This window comes from Lunatimonas sp., from assembly GCF_020832325.1.
Lineage (GTDB): Bacteria > Bacteroidota > Bacteroidia > Cytophagales > Cyclobacteriaceae > Lunatimonas.
This window is the reverse complement of sequence record NZ_JAFIEU010000045.1, coordinates 89,424-106,308: the sequence shown is the minus strand read 5'-3', so window position 1 is coordinate 106,308 and position 16,885 is coordinate 89,424. Positions and strand designations below refer to the sequence as shown.

At 44.8% G+C, this 16,885-nt stretch carries 16 protein-coding genes; 8 read left to right on the top strand and 8 right to left on the bottom strand.

Annotation, left to right across the window (positions count from 1 at the left end):
• Positions 1–8 precede the first annotated feature (8 nt).
• Together JJU34_RS17175 and JJU34_RS17170 are read left to right on the top strand one after the other, a co-directional pair.
• Positions 9–353, top strand: coding sequence for a DUF4296 domain-containing protein (locus JJU34_RS17175; protein ID WP_228693641.1), 345 nt, complete (start codon positions 9–11; stop codon positions 351–353).
• Positions 350–2,749: an endonuclease MutS2 gene (locus JJU34_RS17170; protein ID WP_228693640.1), complete on the top strand. Its 2,400-nt coding sequence runs from the start codon at positions 350–352 to the stop codon at positions 2,747–2,749. The genes JJU34_RS17175 and JJU34_RS17170 overlap by 4 nt, the downstream gene beginning before the upstream one ends.
• A 127-nt stretch (positions 2,750–2,876) precedes the next feature.
• Here the strand turns inward: JJU34_RS17170 and JJU34_RS17165 are convergent, their stop codons facing one another.
• The 7 genes from JJU34_RS17165 to JJU34_RS17135 are packed head-to-tail and all read right to left on the bottom strand — an operon-like array spanning position 2,877 to position 8,964.
• A complete protein-coding gene (locus JJU34_RS17165) occupies positions 2,877–3,311 on the bottom strand; it encodes a nuclear transport factor 2 family protein (protein WP_228693639.1) in 435 nt (144 codons plus the stop codon).
• A gap of 3 nt (positions 3,312–3,314) precedes the next feature.
• The gene (locus JJU34_RS17160; RefSeq protein ID WP_228693638.1) at positions 3,315–3,803 is read right to left on the bottom strand and encodes a hypothetical protein; all 489 of its coding nucleotides are present in this window, start codon (positions 3,801–3,803) and stop codon (positions 3,315–3,317) included.
• A 51-nt stretch (positions 3,804–3,854) separates the two neighbouring features.
• On the bottom strand, positions 3,855–4,475 hold the full coding sequence (locus JJU34_RS17155) for an ATP-binding cassette domain-containing protein (RefSeq protein ID WP_228693637.1): 621 nt from the start codon (positions 4,473–4,475) through the stop codon (positions 3,855–3,857).
• Between the two features lies 1 nt (position 4,476).
• Positions 4,477–5,256: an acyl-ACP--UDP-N-acetylglucosamine O-acyltransferase gene (gene lpxA / locus JJU34_RS17150; RefSeq protein ID WP_228693636.1), complete on the bottom strand. Its 780-nt coding sequence runs from the start codon at positions 5,254–5,256 to the stop codon at positions 4,477–4,479.
• A complete protein-coding gene (locus JJU34_RS17145; protein ID WP_228693635.1) occupies positions 5,253–6,647 on the bottom strand; it encodes a bifunctional UDP-3-O-[3-hydroxymyristoyl] N-acetylglucosamine deacetylase/3-hydroxyacyl-ACP dehydratase in 1,395 nt (464 codons plus the stop codon). The genes lpxA and JJU34_RS17145 overlap by 4 nt, the downstream gene beginning before the upstream one ends.
• 46 nt (positions 6,648–6,693) lie before the next feature.
• Positions 6,694–7,716 carry a UDP-3-O-(3-hydroxymyristoyl)glucosamine N-acyltransferase gene (lpxD, locus tag JJU34_RS17140; RefSeq protein ID WP_228693634.1) on the bottom strand — a complete coding sequence of 341 codons (1,023 nt, stop codon included), beginning with the start codon at positions 7,714–7,716 and terminating at the stop codon, positions 6,694–6,696.
• 18 nt (positions 7,717–7,734) lie between these two features.
• On the bottom strand, positions 7,735–8,964 hold the full coding sequence (locus tag JJU34_RS17135; protein WP_228693633.1) for an HD domain-containing protein: 1,230 nt from the start codon (positions 8,962–8,964) through the stop codon (positions 7,735–7,737).
• 66 nt (positions 8,965–9,030) lie between these two features.
• Between JJU34_RS17135 and JJU34_RS17130 the strand changes: the two genes are divergently transcribed.
• From JJU34_RS17130 to JJU34_RS17120, 3 genes are read left to right on the top strand one after another with little or no spacing between them, the layout of a single operon-like run.
• Positions 9,031–10,587 (top strand): PglZ domain-containing protein, encoded by a 1,557-nt coding sequence (locus JJU34_RS17130; protein ID WP_228693632.1) that lies wholly within the window; start codon positions 9,031–9,033, stop codon positions 10,585–10,587.
• A 3-nt stretch (positions 10,588–10,590) separates the two neighbouring features.
• Positions 10,591–11,007, top strand: coding sequence for a tRNA (adenosine(37)-N6)-threonylcarbamoyltransferase complex ATPase subunit type 1 TsaE (gene tsaE / locus JJU34_RS17125; protein WP_228693631.1), 417 nt, complete (start codon positions 10,591–10,593; stop codon positions 11,005–11,007).
• A gap of 1 nt (position 11,008) precedes the next feature.
• A complete protein-coding gene (locus tag JJU34_RS17120) occupies positions 11,009–12,229 on the top strand; it encodes an alanine dehydrogenase (protein ID WP_228693630.1) in 1,221 nt (406 codons plus the stop codon).
• Positions 12,230–12,236: 7 nt separating this feature from the next.
• On the opposite strand, the gene JJU34_RS17115 is transcribed toward JJU34_RS17120, so the two are convergent.
• On the bottom strand, positions 12,237–12,701 hold the full coding sequence (locus JJU34_RS17115) for a response regulator (RefSeq protein WP_228693629.1): 465 nt from the start codon (positions 12,699–12,701) through the stop codon (positions 12,237–12,239).
• Positions 12,702–12,962: 261 nt separating this feature from the next.
• On the opposite strand from JJU34_RS17115, the gene JJU34_RS17110 reads away from it, so the two are divergent.
• Genes JJU34_RS17110 through JJU34_RS17100 form a run of 3 tightly spaced genes read left to right on the top strand, consistent with a single transcriptional unit; the run spans position 12,963 to position 16,883 of the window.
• On the top strand, positions 12,963–14,072 hold the full coding sequence (locus JJU34_RS17110; protein WP_228693628.1) for a ThiF family adenylyltransferase: 1,110 nt from the start codon (positions 12,963–12,965) through the stop codon (positions 14,070–14,072).
• Positions 14,056–14,757, top strand: coding sequence for a hypothetical protein (locus JJU34_RS17105; RefSeq protein WP_228693627.1), 702 nt, complete (start codon positions 14,056–14,058; stop codon positions 14,755–14,757). Before JJU34_RS17110 ends, JJU34_RS17105 begins: the two co-directional genes overlap by 17 nt.
• Positions 14,754–16,883 (top strand): 7TM diverse intracellular signaling domain-containing protein, encoded by a 2,130-nt coding sequence (locus JJU34_RS17100; protein WP_228693626.1) that lies wholly within the window; start codon positions 14,754–14,756, stop codon positions 16,881–16,883. The genes JJU34_RS17105 and JJU34_RS17100 overlap by 4 nt, the downstream gene beginning before the upstream one ends.
• The last annotated feature ends 2 nt before the right edge of the window (positions 16,884–16,885 follow it).

Below are 16,885 nucleotides of genomic sequence, written 5' to 3'. Positions count from 1 at the left end.
TTTGACCTGTGAAGTATTCTATCTGGTTATTGGCGGCGTGCTGCTTTTGCTTTTCTTGCAGTTCGGACAGCAAACCTCCCGGGTTGCTTTCGGAAGACGAAATGGTATCTATTATCGTGGATATCCACCTGACGGAGGGTTTTGTGCAATCACTGCCCATTCCGTATGATTCCTCCAAAAAAGTGTACCCCATTTTGGAAAAAGAAATTTTTGAGAAACATCGTGTCGCCGATACGGTTTATATGGCTAGCTTACAATATTACCTCAGGTATCCAGCCTTTATGGAGCGGGTCTATGCCCGAGCGATAGATTCGTTAACAGTATTTGAAAAAAGAGCTGAAAGTGCCAAATGAAGATATATCCCTCAAACCTAGAACAAAAAATAAATTTCGATAAAATCAGGGATTTGATTAGGGACGAGTGTAGCAGTAGCCTAGGAGCTGATTTCGTCCAGAAGATTGCTTTTTCCAGAGATGCCTCCCTGATACAGCGGCTTTTGGAGCAGACAGAAGAGTTTAAGCGTCTACTGTTGTCCGGCGAGTCTTTCCCCTCTTCGAATTTTGTAAATATCCACCCCTACCTCGACAAGGCCCGGTTGGAGGGTACCTTTCTCTACGAAGAAGAGTTTCATGAGATAAAGCTTGGGTTGGTAACATTATCTACATGCGTGGATTTTTTCAACTATTACGAGCTGGAATACCCGCAACTCTTTCAGCTTTTAGGAATGGTGAATGATGACCGGACCTTGATCCGCTCGATCGAGCGAGTGCTGGATGAAAGAGGCAAAATTAAAAACAATGCTACCCAAGAACTGGCCTTAGTCAGAGGCCAGTTGCTTTACGAGGAAAGCCGGCTTCGAAAAGTGCTGGATACTATTTTCCGTCAAGCAAAATCGCAAGGATTGACCCCGGAAGATGCTTCAATTACCATACGAGGTGGCAGAATGGTGATGCCTGTGCTGGCCGAGTACAAGCGCCGTATCAAAGGATTTATCCATGACGAGTCTGCTACTGGACAAACGGTGTACATGGAGCCTACCGAAGTATTGGATATTAATAATGAAATACGGGACCTTGAATACATGGAACGTCGCGAGGTCCAGAAGATCCTCACGCACCTGACGGATATCCTTCGCGGGTATATCCCGGACCTGCGCAAGGCATTTCATTTTTTAGGCCTGGTGGATTTTATTCGTGCAAAGGCAAAATTCGCGATCAAGGTGGAAGGCAATAAACCTGAACTGGAGAAAAGCAAGCAGATACGCTGGCAGAAAGCTAGGCATCCCCTGCTCGAGCTCAGCTTAAAGCTGCAAAAAAAGCAAATCGTCCCAATTGATGTTTCTTTGGATCCCAATCGCAGAATCCTGGTTATTTCAGGACCCAACGCAGGTGGCAAGTCCGTCACGCTAAAGACCATTGCCCTGTTGCAATACATGTTTCAGTGCGGGATTCTAATTCCCGTTGAGCCGGAATCGAAGTGTGGGGTGTTCGATCAGTTTTTCATAGATATAGGGGATGAACAGAACCTGGAAAATGACCTGAGTACCTACAGTTCACACCTGATGAACATGAAAAACTTCACCCGCTTTGCCAATAAGCGAACCCTGTTTTTTATCGATGAATTTGGTACGGGTACTGAGCCTCAGTTTGGAGGGGCCATTGCCGAAGGCATTTTGATTGCATTGAATAAAACGGGAGCTTTTGGTGTGGTCACCACCCACTATGGCAACCTGAAACAGTTGGCCTCCAAAGGTCAGGGCCTGATCAATGGCGCAATGCGGTATGATGTGGAGCATCTGGAACCCTTGTATCAACTCGAATTGGGTAAACCGGGAAGTTCGTTTGCGTTTGAGATCGCCCGGAAAATTGGCATTGACGAGGAAATCATTCTTCATGCCAAAGCGCAGGTGGGCGAAACCCGGGTAAATTATGATCGGATGCTGCTAAAGTTGGAAGCTGAGAAGAACCGCTACGAGCAGATACTCCTGGAAAATGAACGGAAGGAAAAGCTACTCAATAAGCGATTAGAGGAATACAGCGAGCTTAAGGCGACCTTGGAAACCAGCAAAAAGGCGATTTTGAACGAAGCGAAAATACAGGCGAAGGCTCTCTTGGATGATACCAATAAGCGAATTGAAAATACCATTCGGGAGATAAAGGAAAGCAAGGCGGACAAGGAGCAAACGAAGCGGATCAGGAAGTCATTGGAGGTCCACAAAGAGTCGATCAAGCCGGAAAAGAGTAAGCTACCTCAGCCTGCTCAGGAGCTAAAAGTACTCGAAGGAGAAGTCAAAGTGGGAGATCAAGTGCGGGTTAAAGACAATGGTGCCATAGCCGAAGTCATTGCCATTCAGCAGCGGACAGCTGAAATCAGTATCGGAGATCTTAAGTCAAAGGTTAATCTTAATCGATTGGAGCGGATTTCCAACACAGCCATCAAGAAGGAAAAGAAGTCATTGGCTCGCAGCTCGGGATTTAATACCCATGCCCGTATGCTGGAATTTTCGACCAATCTAGATCTTCGCGGAAAGAGAGGAGAGGAAGTGTTGCCCTTGCTGCAAAATTTTATCGACGACGGATATATGTTAGGGCAGTCGGAGCTCCGTGTGGTGCACGGCAAAGGGGATGGAATCCTGCGGGACCTCTGCCGGAATATGCTTCGGCACATGCCTGCGGTAAGTAGGTTTGAGGATGAGCACGTGGAGCGAGGTGGGGCAGGGGTCACCTTAGTGTATTTAAAAGAAAATTAACGAGTTCCCCGAAGAAAGCGAAGGTGCCTGGAAGAGTTTCAAATTAGTGTATAAAAGAAAAAGGCTACTATACGCAGATGGTAGCCTTTTTTGATATGTTCAGAGAATAAAGAAGCAAATTGCGTATTTAGCGCTTAAATGCCTGCCTTGCGAGCAGCTTCCAGTCTTTTCCCTCTTTTTGCCAGACAAGAAGAATTCCCAAGTTGATGGATGCGGGATCAGCACCTTTATTGTGGGTAGTTCCGGTCAGGTTGTGTCTTACAAGTGCGATTTTGCCCAATATCTCCACAGTTTGGTCCGACAGGGTGATCTCTGTAAAGTTGTTATTGCCACTAGCCAACGCTTCTACGAAGGCTGCTTGGTCTTCGATGGTTCCATTGGAATGTCCATAGGTAATGTTTTTGGACGAAATGGCCGTGAGGGATGCAGCGTCACCGCTAAGCATGGCTGCGCGCAGGTCTAATACAGCTTTTTCTACTGCGGCAACCTCTTTGTTTTGAGCGATGGTTTGGGTCGTAACAGCCGTCAAAACAAGAAGTGAAAGTACGAAGGATTTAAGCATAGGTTATGGTTTTGGTTTTAATGTAAAGACATAAAATCCAACAAGTGCTTCCACTCTCGCGGAAGCTGAGGATGGGTTTGGTACAGTGAACTCCAGCCGAAGGTCGCCTCCCTGTTTGCTATATGTAATGTCACGGTTTGCTACGGGTTGAATGCCCGAAAGGCGTAACCGGTTGTAGTTTTCGCCCTCAAGCGACCAAGATCCCGAGGGGTCAAACAGTCCACCACTGCCTGTGGTTTCGTAGTTGAGTCCCGCAGAGCCACGATTTCTGAATCTAATTTCAAAATCCGCATAATTGTTGGTAAGCGAAGTGCCGTCCCGGGATACCGATCCGCCGCCACTGATCGTCCAAGTTTGTTCAGATGTACCGGCCAGTGCTTCGATGGCGATCTCTTCGGCGGTCTTTTGAGGTCCGTCGTCATCGTTTGAACAGGACAAAAAAACGAATGGAATCAATCCCAGTAAGAAGAATATTTTGGCAAGATGCTTCATAACATTAGAAATAAGGATTGTAAAATTAAGCATTTTAGTATCAAAACAAAGTCACTTGAAATTTTCAATAGAAAGCTGTTCTGAACAGAAAGTGAATTCTCTAGGATCATTGGATCCTACCACAATGGTTTTATTGCCACCGTAGGTTTCTACCAGCTCGTGATACCAGCTTACGCCCCGTTCGTCGAGGTTGGATGTCGGTTCATCCAGCAAAAGAAAGGGACTGCTGGAAAAGAAGCAAATACCGAGTTTTAATCGCTGCTTCATGCCAGATGAAAAATTCCGAATAGCTTTGTCCATGGATTTTTCCAAGTACATGATTCTCACAGCCTCGCGGATTGTCATACCGGGTGAGAGGGTTTTGAACCTGAAGTGAAATTGCAGAAATTCCGCGAGCGTAAACTCTTCCGGAAGCTCTAGGTAAGGCGCAGATAGGGTAATATGTTGGTAAATTTCAGCGGATGAAACAGGGGTGCCTCCAACAAGGTAATGAATGGCTCCGGTGGATAAGGGCATTTGGCCTGCCAGGCATTTGATGAGGGTTGATTTGCCAGACCCGTTACTACCTGTGACGGCCAGTTTCTGACCTGGGGTAAGGGTAACAGTCAGGTTTTTGAAAATCCATTCATACTGAAACCGTTTCCCTGCTTGCTCCAGTTTCAATTCCAGCATCTTATTGGATGTATCCTTTCATTACCCCCCGTTCCGATGACCGGATAAAATTGACAATCTCATCCCGTTCTTTGGTGGCGGGAAGGTTTACTTCGATCTCTTCGAGTGCTCTGCTGTTATTTAGGCTGTTGAGAAAGAGGTACCGATAGACCTCTTGGATCTGATTGATGGTTTCACCAGAAAACCCCCTGCGCCTCAGCCCCAGAGAGTTGACACCCGCATAACTGAGCGGTTCACGGGCAGCTTTGGTATAAGGAGGTACATCTTTTCGCACCAAGGAGCCACCGGAAATCATGCTGTGTGTGCCGATCTTTACAAACTGGTGAATGGCGCTACTGCCTCCGACAAAGGCCCAGTCGTCTATGGTGACATGACCGGCCACCTGTACGGTATTGGCGATGATGACGTGGTTGTTAATGATGCAGTCATGGGCAATATGTACGTAGGCCATTACGAGGCAGGAGTGCCCAATTTTTGTGGTTTTTTTATCCAGTGTACCGCGGTTGATCGTCACACATTCCCGAATGGTGGTATCGTCACCAATTTCGGCTAGGGAAGACTCTCCTTGAAATTTTAAATCTTGGGGAATAGCCGAGATAACTGCTCCCGGGAATATTTTGCAGTTTTTACCTATCCGCGCACCGGGGTAGATGGTCACGTTTGAGCCGATCCAAGTCCCCTCACCGATTTCAACATTTTCATGAATGGTGGTAAACGGTTCTACCGTGATATTTTCACCAAGTATGGCATCGGGGTTTATGTGGGATAGTTTGCTTATCATGCTTCTTTTCTTACTATACTTGCGGTCATAACTGCCTCACAAACAAGTGTATTGCCTACAAAGGCCTCACCTTTCATCTTTGCAATGCCTCTCCGTATGGGGTTCAAAAGTTCACATTTGAAGATAAGGGTGTCCCCGGGGAGTACCATCTTCCGAAACTTACAGTTTTCAATACTTAGGAAGTAAGTCCAGTAGTTTTCGGGGTCGTCTACTGTACTCAAAACGAGGATTCCACCGGTCTGGGCCATGGCTTCTACTTGAAGTACGCCCGGCATCACTGGATTGTTTGGAAAATGCCCCATGAAAAAGGGTTCATTTATGGTCACATTCTTCACCCCTGCCACTACTGTTTGGTCCAAGTAAATGATTTTGTCCAGTAATTGAAACGGGTATCTGTGGGGCAGGATGTTACTGATTTGGTTGATATCAAGTACCGGTGGTAGTTTCGGGTCGTAATACGGGATGTGCATGGGCCCGGCCTTCTCCATGGCACGTTTGATTTTTTTTGCAAACGCGACATTGGCAGCATGTCCCGGGCGTGCTGCCATGATCTGCGCTTTTAAGGGCCTACCTACCAATGCCAAATCACCGATCACATCCAATAGCTTGTGCCTCGCAGGTTCATTTTTGTACCTGAGCTCCACGTTGTTCAGGATTCCCTCCTTGCGAACTTCCACCTTTGGTTTGTTGAACATTTTGGCTAAATGGCTGAGTTCGTCTTCCTGTACGGCGCGATCTACAACCACGATGGCATTGTTCAGGTCCCCTCCTTTGATCAGGTTTTGATTGTACAGCATCTCCAATTCGTGGAGAAAACAAAAGGTTCTACAGGAAGCGATTTCATTTTTGAATTGGCTGATATCCGTAATGGAGGCGTGTTGACTACCCAAAACAGGTGAATTGTAATCCACCATTACCGTTACCCGGAAGTCGTCCAAAGGCAATGCAGCCATTTCCACTTCTCGAGCAGCATCTTTGTAGTGAATACTTTCCGGGATTTCGAAAAATCTGCGTAGCGCATTTTGTTCTTCCAATCCAGCTTCTTCCAGAATTTGGATGAAGGGCAGACTGCTGCCATCCATGATGGGAGGCTCTGGCCCGTTGAGCTGAATCAATACATTGTCTATTTCCAATCCAACCAATGCAGCAAGGACATGTTCTACTGTAAACACTCTGGCACCGCTTTGTTCTAGCGTAGTGCCTCTCGAAACATCCACCACATTGTCCACGTCTGCATCCACTATCGGGTACCCTTCCAAATCCATACGCTGAAACTTGTATCCGTGGTTGGGGGGAGCTGGAAGGAAGGTCATCGTCGCTACTACGCCGGTATGTAATCCTATACCTGTGAGGGTCACTTGCTTCCCAATCGTGTGCTGCTTTACTTTCATTAAAATTCTTTATGAAGCCTTTACGGTCATTGTTAAGGATACAAATTTATTGTTTTTTTTCCAGTTCTTTTAATTTGTTCTGCAAATCGGGTAACTTTTTGAAAACAGCGTATGATTTGAGGAAGTCCTTGATGTCCATGCCTATGTAACCAAGCAATGTTTCTCCTGGCGTGGAAATAGACTTCATGATGGCAGTGTTTCCTCCCACGGTTGTATTGTCGGCGATTTTGAGGTGACCTACAATACTGGATTTTCCGGCGAGTATACAGTTTTTGCCGATTTCCGCAGACCCGGAAACACCTGATTGTGAAGCAATAACGGTATTTTCTCCGATGCGTACATTGTGGGCTATTTGAACGAGATTGTCGATTTTCACACCTTTTCCGATGTGGGTGGATCCCATCGTTGCGCAGTCTATGGTTGTATTGGCACCTACGGAAACATGGTCTTCCAGCCATACATTACCCAATTGTGGGATGTTCTTATACTGACCGTCAGGCTGCGGAGCAAATCCGAAGCCGTCACTTCCAATGACCGCTCCGGGATGGATTTCGCAGTGGTTTCCTATACGACTGCGGCGCATGATTTTTACTCCGGCGTGGATGATACAGTCATTGCCAATGCTCACGCCTTCTCCCAAGTAGGCATGTGGGTGTATCTGTACCCTATCTCCAATCTGGCAGTTTTTGTCGATGTAAGAGAATGCACCCCGGTACCCGTCAATGCCCATGCGGCTACTTTCATGCATGTAAGCAGGTGATTCAACACCTCGATACTGGGGTTTGGAAAGTTTCTCTACCGATTCCAATAACTGGGTAAAACCTAGATAGGCATCATCCACACGTATCAGTGTCGAAATTAAAGGTTTGCTAGGTTTAAAGTCCTGAGAGACAATGACCGCCGAACACTGGGTTGTGTACAGGTAGGGTTCATACTTCAGGTTGGACAAAAAACTGATTCCACCGGGTTTACCTTCCTGGATTTTGTCCAGTCGGCTGATTTTATGGGAACCATCGCCTTCTACCCGTCCATTTAAAAGCTGAGCGATCTGGTTTATGGTAAACTCCATCTACGATTAACTTAAAATTCAGTGTAAAGGTAAATCTTTCGCCCGACAAGCGTAATGTTTTTTTACGATTTTGCTCATGGCTTTGATGTTTGGGAGGTCTGCAGCTTGTGCCACATCCACTACCTGTCCCTTTTTTGTCAGCACAAATATGCTTTCTTTCGCAGCATATGCGTGGTTGCTGATGCTCCCATGTGTGAAGAAATACGGCAACTCTTCGTCAGACAGGTTTAACTTTGCCTTGGTTTTACCCATCATTTGGCGAAGCTCGTCTTCCGAAAACGCGTCGTTACTAAGCGTGATCTTAAATAATTTCCTGGAAAGAAACATGGCTGCGATATTACCCAACACCCGGTCGCGACTTTTTTGCCAGATCTTCAGCGCTCCCCATACGTCAAAATCATCCAACTCTGCGTAATAGGCCAATACTTCACTATTGTCCGCGAAATCTTGAAGGGTGAGGCTATTATCGAGAAAGTAAAGAAGTGCTTCCGAGCCGGGGAGTTTTTCGCCGGATTTCCGGAGGTGTTTTGCCCGTAGGATAAGATTGATGAGCATTTTTTCCGCGCTGACGGTGGTTTTGTGCAGGTACACCTGCCAGTACATCAATCTTCGTGCGCTCAGGAAGTTTTCTATGCTGTAAATGCCTTTTTCTTCAATCACAAGCCGATCGTCCTTGATGGTCATCATTTTGATGATTCGGTCTGCACCAATGGTTCCTTCAGACACGCCAGTAAAGAAGCAATCCCGTTGCAGGTAGTCCAATCGATCAATGTCCAGTTGGCTACTTACGAGTTGGTGAAAAAATCTTCTTTCATAATTTCCGTTAAAAATTTTCACAGCGAGGTCCAGTTGGCTGTGAAATTGCTTGTTTAGGTCTAAAAGAAAAAGCTGTGACAGCTTTTCATGTGGGATATTTTGTAAAAGACTGAATTCAAGTGCGTGCGAAAAAGGGCCGTGTCCAATATCGTGCAGTAGAATTGCTATCAATGCAGCCTCGTACTCCCGGTCGTCGATTTCCACTCCTTTGTTTCGAAGATGGTCCAACGTGATGCTCATCAGGTGCATGGCACCAATGGCATGGTGAAACCTAGTGTGTAAGGCACCTGGGTACACGTAATCGGTCAAACCTAACTGTTTGATTCTTCGTAATCTTTGGAAACATGGATGGTCTATGATTGCAAAAATCAGTTCACTAGGTATATTTATAAATCCATAGACTGGATCATTAATTATTTTGTGGCTTTTCAATGACCTGCTGTTTACAGTAAGAAATCAAAAGTAAGTATTATCTATAAAAGAACTAACTAATAGGAGATGCAAAAATTCAATATATTATGGGCGGATGATGAAATTGATTTGTTAAAACCGCATATTTTGTTTCTAGAGCAGAAGGGGTATGACATTGTGACAGTAAATAGTGGTCTGGATGCGGTCGAAAAGGTAGAGGAGCAAAACTTCGATATCATTTTTCTGGATGAGATGATGCCCGGCATGACGGGACTGGAAACCCTCCAACAGATCAAAATCCTTAAACCTCAGGTTCCTGTGGTCATGATCACCAAAAGTGAAGAGGAGCATATCATGGACGATGCCATTGGCGGAAAGATCGCAGATTATCTCATTAAGCCAATCAATCCCAACCAGATTTTTCTTTCGGTAAAGAAAATTCTTCAAAACAAGCAGTTGATCAGTGAAAAGACAAACCTATCCTATCAGCAGGATTTTAGGAATATCAGCATGGCCTATAACGATGCCATCGACCACCAAGAGTGGACAGAGATATATAAAAAATTGATTTATTGGGAAATAGAGATTGACGAGACGGAGAACAAGAGTATGCAGGAGGTGCTGGAAACCCAAAAAACCGAGGCAAATGCAAATTTCGCCAAATTCATCAAGGAAAATTACTTAGACTGGCTGAATGACCCCAAGGTTTCCAAACCGGTGCTTTCCCATCAGGTGATGAAAAAACACGTCTTTCCCAAGGTAAAAGAAGGCAAACCACTGTTTTTTGTCGTGATTGATAATCTCAGGCTGGATCAGTGGGAGGTCATAGAACCATTACTCAGTGAATACTTTGTGGCGACAGCAGATGACTCTTACTACAGCATACTTCCCACTACCACTGCATACGCGAGAAACGCGTTATTTAGTGGTATGATGCCTTCGGACATGGCTAGATTTCACCCGGACTTGTGGGAGGGAGAGGATACCGATGAGGGAAAAAATAATCGGGAGGAGGATTTTCTTCGGGTGAATCTAAAGCGTAATAACCTCAATATTAAGGCGTCGTATCAAAAGATCCTACAGGTTTCCCAAGGCAAGGCAGTATTGGAACAGTTCAATAACATGCTCAAAAACGACTTGAATGTTTTGGTCTATAACTTTGTGGACATGATGTCGCATGCCCGCACGGATATGAAGATGATCCGGGAACTTGCTCCGGATGAATCGGCGTATCGATCGCTCACGCTGAGTTGGTTTACCCACTCCTCGCTTTTTGAGTTGTTTAAGAAGATCGCAGATGCAGGTGCAGAGGTCATCATCACGACGGATCATGGCACCAAACGGGTGAACAAACCCTACAAAATAATCGGTGACAGAAATGTTACAACAAATTTGAGGTACAAACAGGGGAAAAATCTTAATTTTGAGTCTGGAAAAGTATTTGAGATTGCAAAACCCGAGCAGGCGAAACTTCCGAAATTCAATATTTCGACCAGTTACGTGTTTGCTGTGGAAGACTATTTCTTTGCCTATCCTAATAACTACAACTACTACGTGAATTATTACAAGGACACCTTTCAACATGGAGGTGTATCACTGGAAGAAGTGATCGTGCCGATCATTCACATGAGTCCTAAAAAATAGCCTTTGAAGCGATTTGTCTGTGCCCGTCTCCAAGACATTGATTTCTGTGCCAAGGAAATCATCGAATCCTGTAGAGGAAAAAATGTGTGGGTATTTAAAGGCCCAATGGGGGCAGGGAAGACGACTATCATTAGGGCAATTGCTTCACAAATGGGTATAGTGGACAACGTCAGCAGTCCCACGTTTGGCTTGGTAAACGAGTATGGAGATACGGAGGGAAATGTCTTTTACCATTTCGACTTTTACCGGATAGAAGATCAGTCGGAAGCTGTGGACATGGGTGTAGACGAGTACTTTGGCAGTGGTAGTTTATGCTGGGTGGAATGGGGGGAGCGGATCCCGGATCTCATCCCTTCCGATGCGGCGGTCATTGCAATACATTCCTTGGACGAATACAGTAGGGAAATAACAATTTGGTAGCATGGCATCGCAAATGGAACTCGCCGAGATAGCGGCACAAACGGGAGCTATTCCCAAAGAGTCATTGGAGCGCACAGGCAAGGCGAAAAAGAAGGTGATTATTGGTATTCCGAAGGAGAACGCCGAACATGAGAAGCGTGTCCTACTGACTCCCGAAGCCGTAGGTCTCCTTGTTAATAACGGGCAAGAGGTAATCATTGAGTCAAATGCTGGTTTTGCGGCAAAGTTTCCCGACAAGGCCTATATGGATGCTGGTGCGCGGGTGGTTTTTTCCAAGAAAGAAGCATACGACGCCGAGGTAGTGCTTCGGGTCGATCCGCCCACAGTGGAGGAAATCGGATTCATGAGACAGGGTGCCTGCTTATTGTCTTCTCTGCAGATTGGAAATCAATCCGCAGATTTTATCCACGCACTCAATCAGAAGAAGATTACTGCCGCCGCATTCGAATATTTGGAAGACAAAGTTGGTGGAATGCCTGTGGTAAGGGCCATGAGTGAGATTGCAGGAAGCACGGTGATGCTTGTTGCTGCAGAGTACCTGAGTAGTGTAAATGGAGGAAAAGGGCTTATTCTAGGAGGAATTACCGGTGTGCCTCCTACGCAGGTGGTGATTATCGGTGCGGGAACGGTGGCAGAGTATGCCGCAAGAACCGCACTTGGATTGGGTGCCAGTATCAAGATTTTTGATAATCAGCTCTACAAGTTGAGAAGGATCAAACAACTACTAGGGCAGCAGGTTTTCACTTCTACCATTGATAATTTTACCTTGTGCCAGGCTTTGCGGGAGGCGGATGTGGTAATAGGTGCGTTGAGGGCAGAGCGCGGCAGGGCCAAGATGGTAGTATCCGAGGATATGGTATCGCAAATGATGGAAGGCTCCATTATCATCGATGTGAGCATCGATCAGGGAGGCTGTATTGAGACGGCTGAGCCTACCACCCATGAGGACCCTGTCTACTACAAGCATGGAGTAACTCATTATTGTGTGCCTAATATTGCATCGAGGGTGGCGCGGACGGCCTCGTTTTCCTTTAGCAATATTTTTACGCCAATGCTGCTTCAGATGGCAGATCTAGGAGGTGCTGAGGAAATGATTTTTAATTATAAGTGGTTTATGAAGGGCGTCTATGCCTACAGGGGTAGTTTGACAAATGCTCATTTGGCCAGAAAATTTGGTATGGCACACAAAGAGCTACAGCTATTACTAGCCGCCAGGTATTAGCTCGAAGTCAGGAAAGTAGGTTTTGCCGAAGGAGAAACTCTAGCTGATCGTTTGCCTTGATCAAGCTGTCTGTTAGCTGTTTGTTTTCTTTTCTCAGGGAATACACTTCGTAGGCATTTTTTACCACGGTGCGGAGGTAATCTTCCTCCCACGGCTTGGTTAGGTAATGGTAAACCTTTCCTTTGTTGATGGCATCAATCACCGCCTGTACATCCGTATAACCCGTCAATAGTATTCGCATAGGTTCCGGATGCAAGGGTATAATAGATTTTAAAAAATCCACTCCGTTTTCTTCCGGCATGCGTTGATCGGTGATAATGATGTCAATTTCTTCATTTAAAAGGATTTGACGGCCGTCATTAGCGGATTCAGCTAAAAAAATTTTGTAATCCCTTCGAAAGGTAGCCTTAAAGGCTTGTAGGTTATTTACCTCGTCATCTACATACAAGACCCTGATCTTCTCTCTCTCCATGTGCTAAATATCGTTATAAGCCATCAAATAGTAAAGCAATAGCCTTTTAAATACAAATGCCTTAACATATTTTTTTGTATTTTGAATTTCAGTGAAGAGGTAGGTAATGGGTTCGTTTATACTTGAGCGTAAACGTTCATTTCGGTAAATCTATTAAGTTTGGTCAAAAAAAGCGAGCTTTTTTTTGAATCAAGGTCTATTTATGATTACAAACCTATAACTTTACTCCTGTTATCACCCTATTAACACACATTACATCATATGAATGAATCGGAGAAAGCAGGGGAGTCGGCCTGTGGTTATAAGCCACAGATTTTTTCGCCTCGGTCGCCGCTAGATAAAGAGAAGATCGAAAATTTTTTACAGAAAAAAGGAATAATAGTCGTGGATGAGATCGAGCGGCAGCTTGACGAACTCATCAAGATCGACCATCCTTCTAAACTACTTGTAGAGGGAGACTACAGGGCTTATCGGAGGGACTACCTAAAAGGTTTCCGTTTAGAGGACTTTGGAAACTGGGTTTGGTATCCATGGCGTAATACGATGGTACATATACTGGCAGAGCCGGAGTTTGTTCGAATGCGTACATCAAGAAATCAGTTTAAGATCACACCGGAAGAACAAGAGATATTGTCTCAAAAGAAGATTGGTATAATCGGCCTTTCAGTCGGACAAAGTGTTGCGCTGAGCTTAGCTATGGAGCGCAGCTTCGGAGAGTTAAGAATAGCAGATTTTGATACATTAGATTTGAGTAACCTAAATAGGATTCGAACAGGTTTATTTAATTTGGGACTCAAAAAAACGTATATTGTCGCCAGAGAAATAGCAGAAATTGATCCGTATTTAAAAATCACCCTATATAATGACGGAATAAATGAACAAAATATGCGTGATTTTTTTACCTTGGGGGGAGAATTAGACATTCTCGTCGAGGAGTGTGACAGCCTACCCGTTAAGATCAGCAGCAGGATGATGGCCAAGTCCCTACGGATTCCGGTTTTAATGGACACAAGTGATAGGGGAATGATGGATGTGGAGCGGTTTGATCTAGAATCTGACAGAGCCATTTTTCATGGACTGTTGCGTGAATTTGGTGAAGAAAGCAAACTATCCTGTCAATTGACGGAGAATGGCAAGGCGATCATGATGGGATTATTGGAGTTTGAGAATCTTTCAGAAAGGGCAAAATACAGCTTTACCCAAATAGGCAAGACAATAACCACCTGGCCACAGTTGGCCTCTTCCGTCATTATGGGGGGGGCAGCATGTAGCCAATTATGTAGGATGATACTGTTAGATCAAAAAGTTACATCAGGAAGGTATTATTTAGACTTGGAGTCATTATTCAATTCCCATGAAGGTAAGAGTTAGGATAGTCAGGGCCATTGATGATGTGGAAGCAACAGAAAAGTATATCTATGGTCATCATAAGGTACTGGAATCCTATGGAATTACGAAAGTGACATCTGCCGATCGGTCGTGGGCGCTGAATCCCCATGTATACCTGATTTTATTTGAATCAATGGAGGATTTCAGAGTATTGGGCGGTGGCCGAATTCAGCTTCGAACAGAGCATTTTCCCCTGCCCTTTGAAACGGCAATACAGGATATTGACCCTAAAGTAGTTGACTACCTGTCTGAATACAAAGATCTCGAGGTAGCTGAGTATTGTGGACTTTGGAATAGTCGGGAGGTGGCTGGTTATGGGATCGGAAGCATTTACCTGGTCAGAGTAGGTATCGCCATTCTCCCACAGTTGAGACTGAAGAAATTATTTGGTCTTAGTTCGCCTGTTACTCTCAGTATATCAAAAAGCGTTGGATACGAGGTAATTTCGTCTTTGGGGGACAACGGGTCGTTCTATTATCCCAAGGAGGGTCTAATCGCGACGGCATTGGAAATTGTCGATATCGATCATCTCCCTCATGCGAACGAAGTCGAGAAGGAGTACATCTTTGATTTGAGAAAAAAAATGAGCTTTAACACGGTGGAGACGGGACCAAGAGGAAAGATGGAGTTACAGTTTGAATTACAGATACCTAAACCAAATCAATGAAAAAAAAGTATTCCAATTTCCTAAACACCGGTTTGACGCTCGTGTTGATTCTCTTGGTGATCGTTCCCACATTTTATCTATTGGGGGTTTTTGGTAGTGGGGAAGGCATGACATTCCAGCAGTACAACTATTTTTTCGGTCGTGTTAACGAGTCAGGCAAGTTTGATGCGGGGGATTTTGACCGGCAATTGGATAGTAAAGTTTCGCTGGGAGTCATCCAAGGCCCGCTTTCCGTTTTGGTGGATTTAGGTGAATTAGATGGTCTTAAAGGAGACTCCGAGTATTTTATTGAATTCAGCAACAGTGATATACGGCAGGCCACCATGTATTTTGTTGATACGGATGGAAACTACCGATTCGCTGGTAGGTCTGGTACCCTACTGCCAGAAGAAAATGATTTACGGTCACCGAATTTATATTTTCGACTCCATACTGGCTTTGAGCAATCGGATTATTTGGTCTTTGAAATCCACTCTGTTATGCCGGTGGAATTTTCGATCAATGTGTACGAGAACCGGGTGTTTTTAGAGAATAACTCCAAACGGACCGTAATTATCAGTGTGTATGCGGGAATTATGGTAGCGTTATTTCTCTACAATTTAATCCTATTTTTTTCAATCTTAGATAAGGTATATTTATTCTACTGTTTCTATATCCTGTTTATTGGCTTGGCACAGTTGTCTCTGTCCGGCTATTCTTTCTTCATCCTCGGACACAATGCCTACCTTTACGAGGTCAGCATGGTCGGGTTTACGGCACTTTCCAGCATTTTTGTGATACCATTTTTCCAGTTATTTCTGAAAACTTCGCTCTACGTCCCAAAGATTGGAAAATACCTATACGTCATCGTTGTATTTTATTTTGTAGCGTTTTTTCTGAGGTTGTTGGGGCTGGTGGAGGTAAGTTATTCCATTGTGGATGTGAGCGGACTATTGTTAGTGGTAGCTTTCTTTTCCATTGGAGGGTATGTGGCCAGTAAGGGAGATCGATCGGCCTATTTCTTTCTGTTGGCATGGACTTTTTTGCTGGTTGGATTGGCCTTGTTGATCCTGAACAATCAGGGAGTCATTGACTTGGGAGCCTATGCAAACCTTCCGATGCTATCGGGAACCGCCATTGAAGCACTCTTACTTTCCTTTGCGTTGGCAGATAAAATTAACATCCTGAAAAAGGAAAAGGAAAAGGAACAGCACGACAAATTGGAAGCACTAAAGGAAAACGAGCGACTGATTAAAGAGCAAAATGTGTATTTGGAGGACATGGTTAAATCCAGGACGAAGGAACTGGAGCAAACACTGAAGAACTTGAAGGATACACAAACACAGTTGGTCAATCAGGAAAAAATGGCTTCTTTGGGTCAATTGACTGCTGGCATCGCACATGAGATCAATAACCCGATAAATTTCGTGAGCTCGAATATATCCCCATTAAAGCGGGATATAAAGGATATTTTGGAGCTGATGGATCTGTATCGCGAAAAGGGAGAATTGGAATTCTCAGAGTCCAGCAAATCGGAAGTGAAAGATCTGGAAGAGGATTTGGAGTTAGACTATCTGCTCGATGAGGTAAATCAGCTGTTGGCGGGTATGGAAGATGGAGCCAAGAGAACCGTGGAAATAGTGAGGGGTTTGAAGCTGTTCTCTCGAATAGACGAGCAGGATGTCAAAGAAGTGGATATTCATGATGGACTCGAAAGCACCTTGATCCTGCTTAACAGCTCAATGGCCGGAAGGATAGCGATCAAAAAGGAATACAGCGAGCTACCTCAAGTAGAATGCCTTGCCGGCAAGATAAACCAGGTGTTTATGAATATTATCAGCAACGCAATCCATGCGATGTTGGATCATCCGATGGAGGGGAAGTCACCTCAGCTTACGCTTAAGACGTCGCACGTCAGTGACCAAGTAGTCATAGAAATTGGAGATAATGGTCCCGGCATGCCAGAACACGTTCGTGAGAAGATATTTGAGCCATTTTTCACCACAAAGCCGGTAGGAAAGGGCACTGGGTTGGGATTGTCAATAGTATATACTATTATTGAAAATCACAAGGGGTCTATAGTGGTAGAGTCATCGCCAGATAGGGGGACTAATTTTATCATTACCCTGCCTATTAAACAAAATTAGCG

Bases quoted from the DNA above. Each gene is read 5' to 3' on its own strand.
- JJU34_RS17170 (WP_228693640.1), top strand. From the start codon at position 350: ATGAAGATATATCCCTCAAACCTAGAACAAAAAATAAATTTCGATAAA.
- JJU34_RS17165 (WP_228693639.1), bottom strand. From the start codon at position 3,311: ATGCTTAAATCCTTCGTACTTTCACTTCTTGTTTTGACGGCTGTTACG.
- JJU34_RS17160 (WP_228693638.1), bottom strand. From the start codon at position 3,803: ATGAAGCATCTTGCCAAAATATTCTTCTTACTGGGATTGATTCCATTC.
- JJU34_RS17155 (WP_228693637.1), bottom strand. From the start codon at position 4,475: ATGCTGGAATTGAAACTGGAGCAAGCAGGGAAACGGTTTCAGTATGAA.
- lpxA (WP_228693636.1), bottom strand. From the start codon at position 5,256: ATGATAAGCAAACTATCCCACATAAACCCCGATGCCATACTTGGTGAA.
- JJU34_RS17145 (WP_228693635.1), bottom strand. From the start codon at position 6,647: ATGAAAGTAAAGCAGCACACGATTGGGAAGCAAGTGACCCTCACAGGT.
- lpxD (WP_228693634.1), bottom strand. From the start codon at position 7,716: ATGGAGTTTACCATAAACCAGATCGCTCAGCTTTTAAATGGACGGGTA.
- JJU34_RS17130 (WP_228693632.1), top strand. From the start codon at position 9,031: ATGCAAAAATTCAATATATTATGGGCGGATGATGAAATTGATTTGTTA.
- JJU34_RS17120 (WP_228693630.1), top strand. From the start codon at position 11,009: ATGGCATCGCAAATGGAACTCGCCGAGATAGCGGCACAAACGGGAGCT.
- JJU34_RS17115 (WP_228693629.1), bottom strand. From the start codon at position 12,701: ATGGAGAGAGAGAAGATCAGGGTCTTGTATGTAGATGACGAGGTAAAT.
- JJU34_RS17110 (WP_228693628.1), top strand. From the start codon at position 12,963: ATGAATGAATCGGAGAAAGCAGGGGAGTCGGCCTGTGGTTATAAGCCA.
- JJU34_RS17105 (WP_228693627.1), top strand. From the start codon at position 14,056: ATGAAGGTAAGAGTTAGGATAGTCAGGGCCATTGATGATGTGGAAGCA.
- JJU34_RS17100 (WP_228693626.1), top strand. From the start codon at position 14,754: ATGAAAAAAAAGTATTCCAATTTCCTAAACACCGGTTTGACGCTCGTG.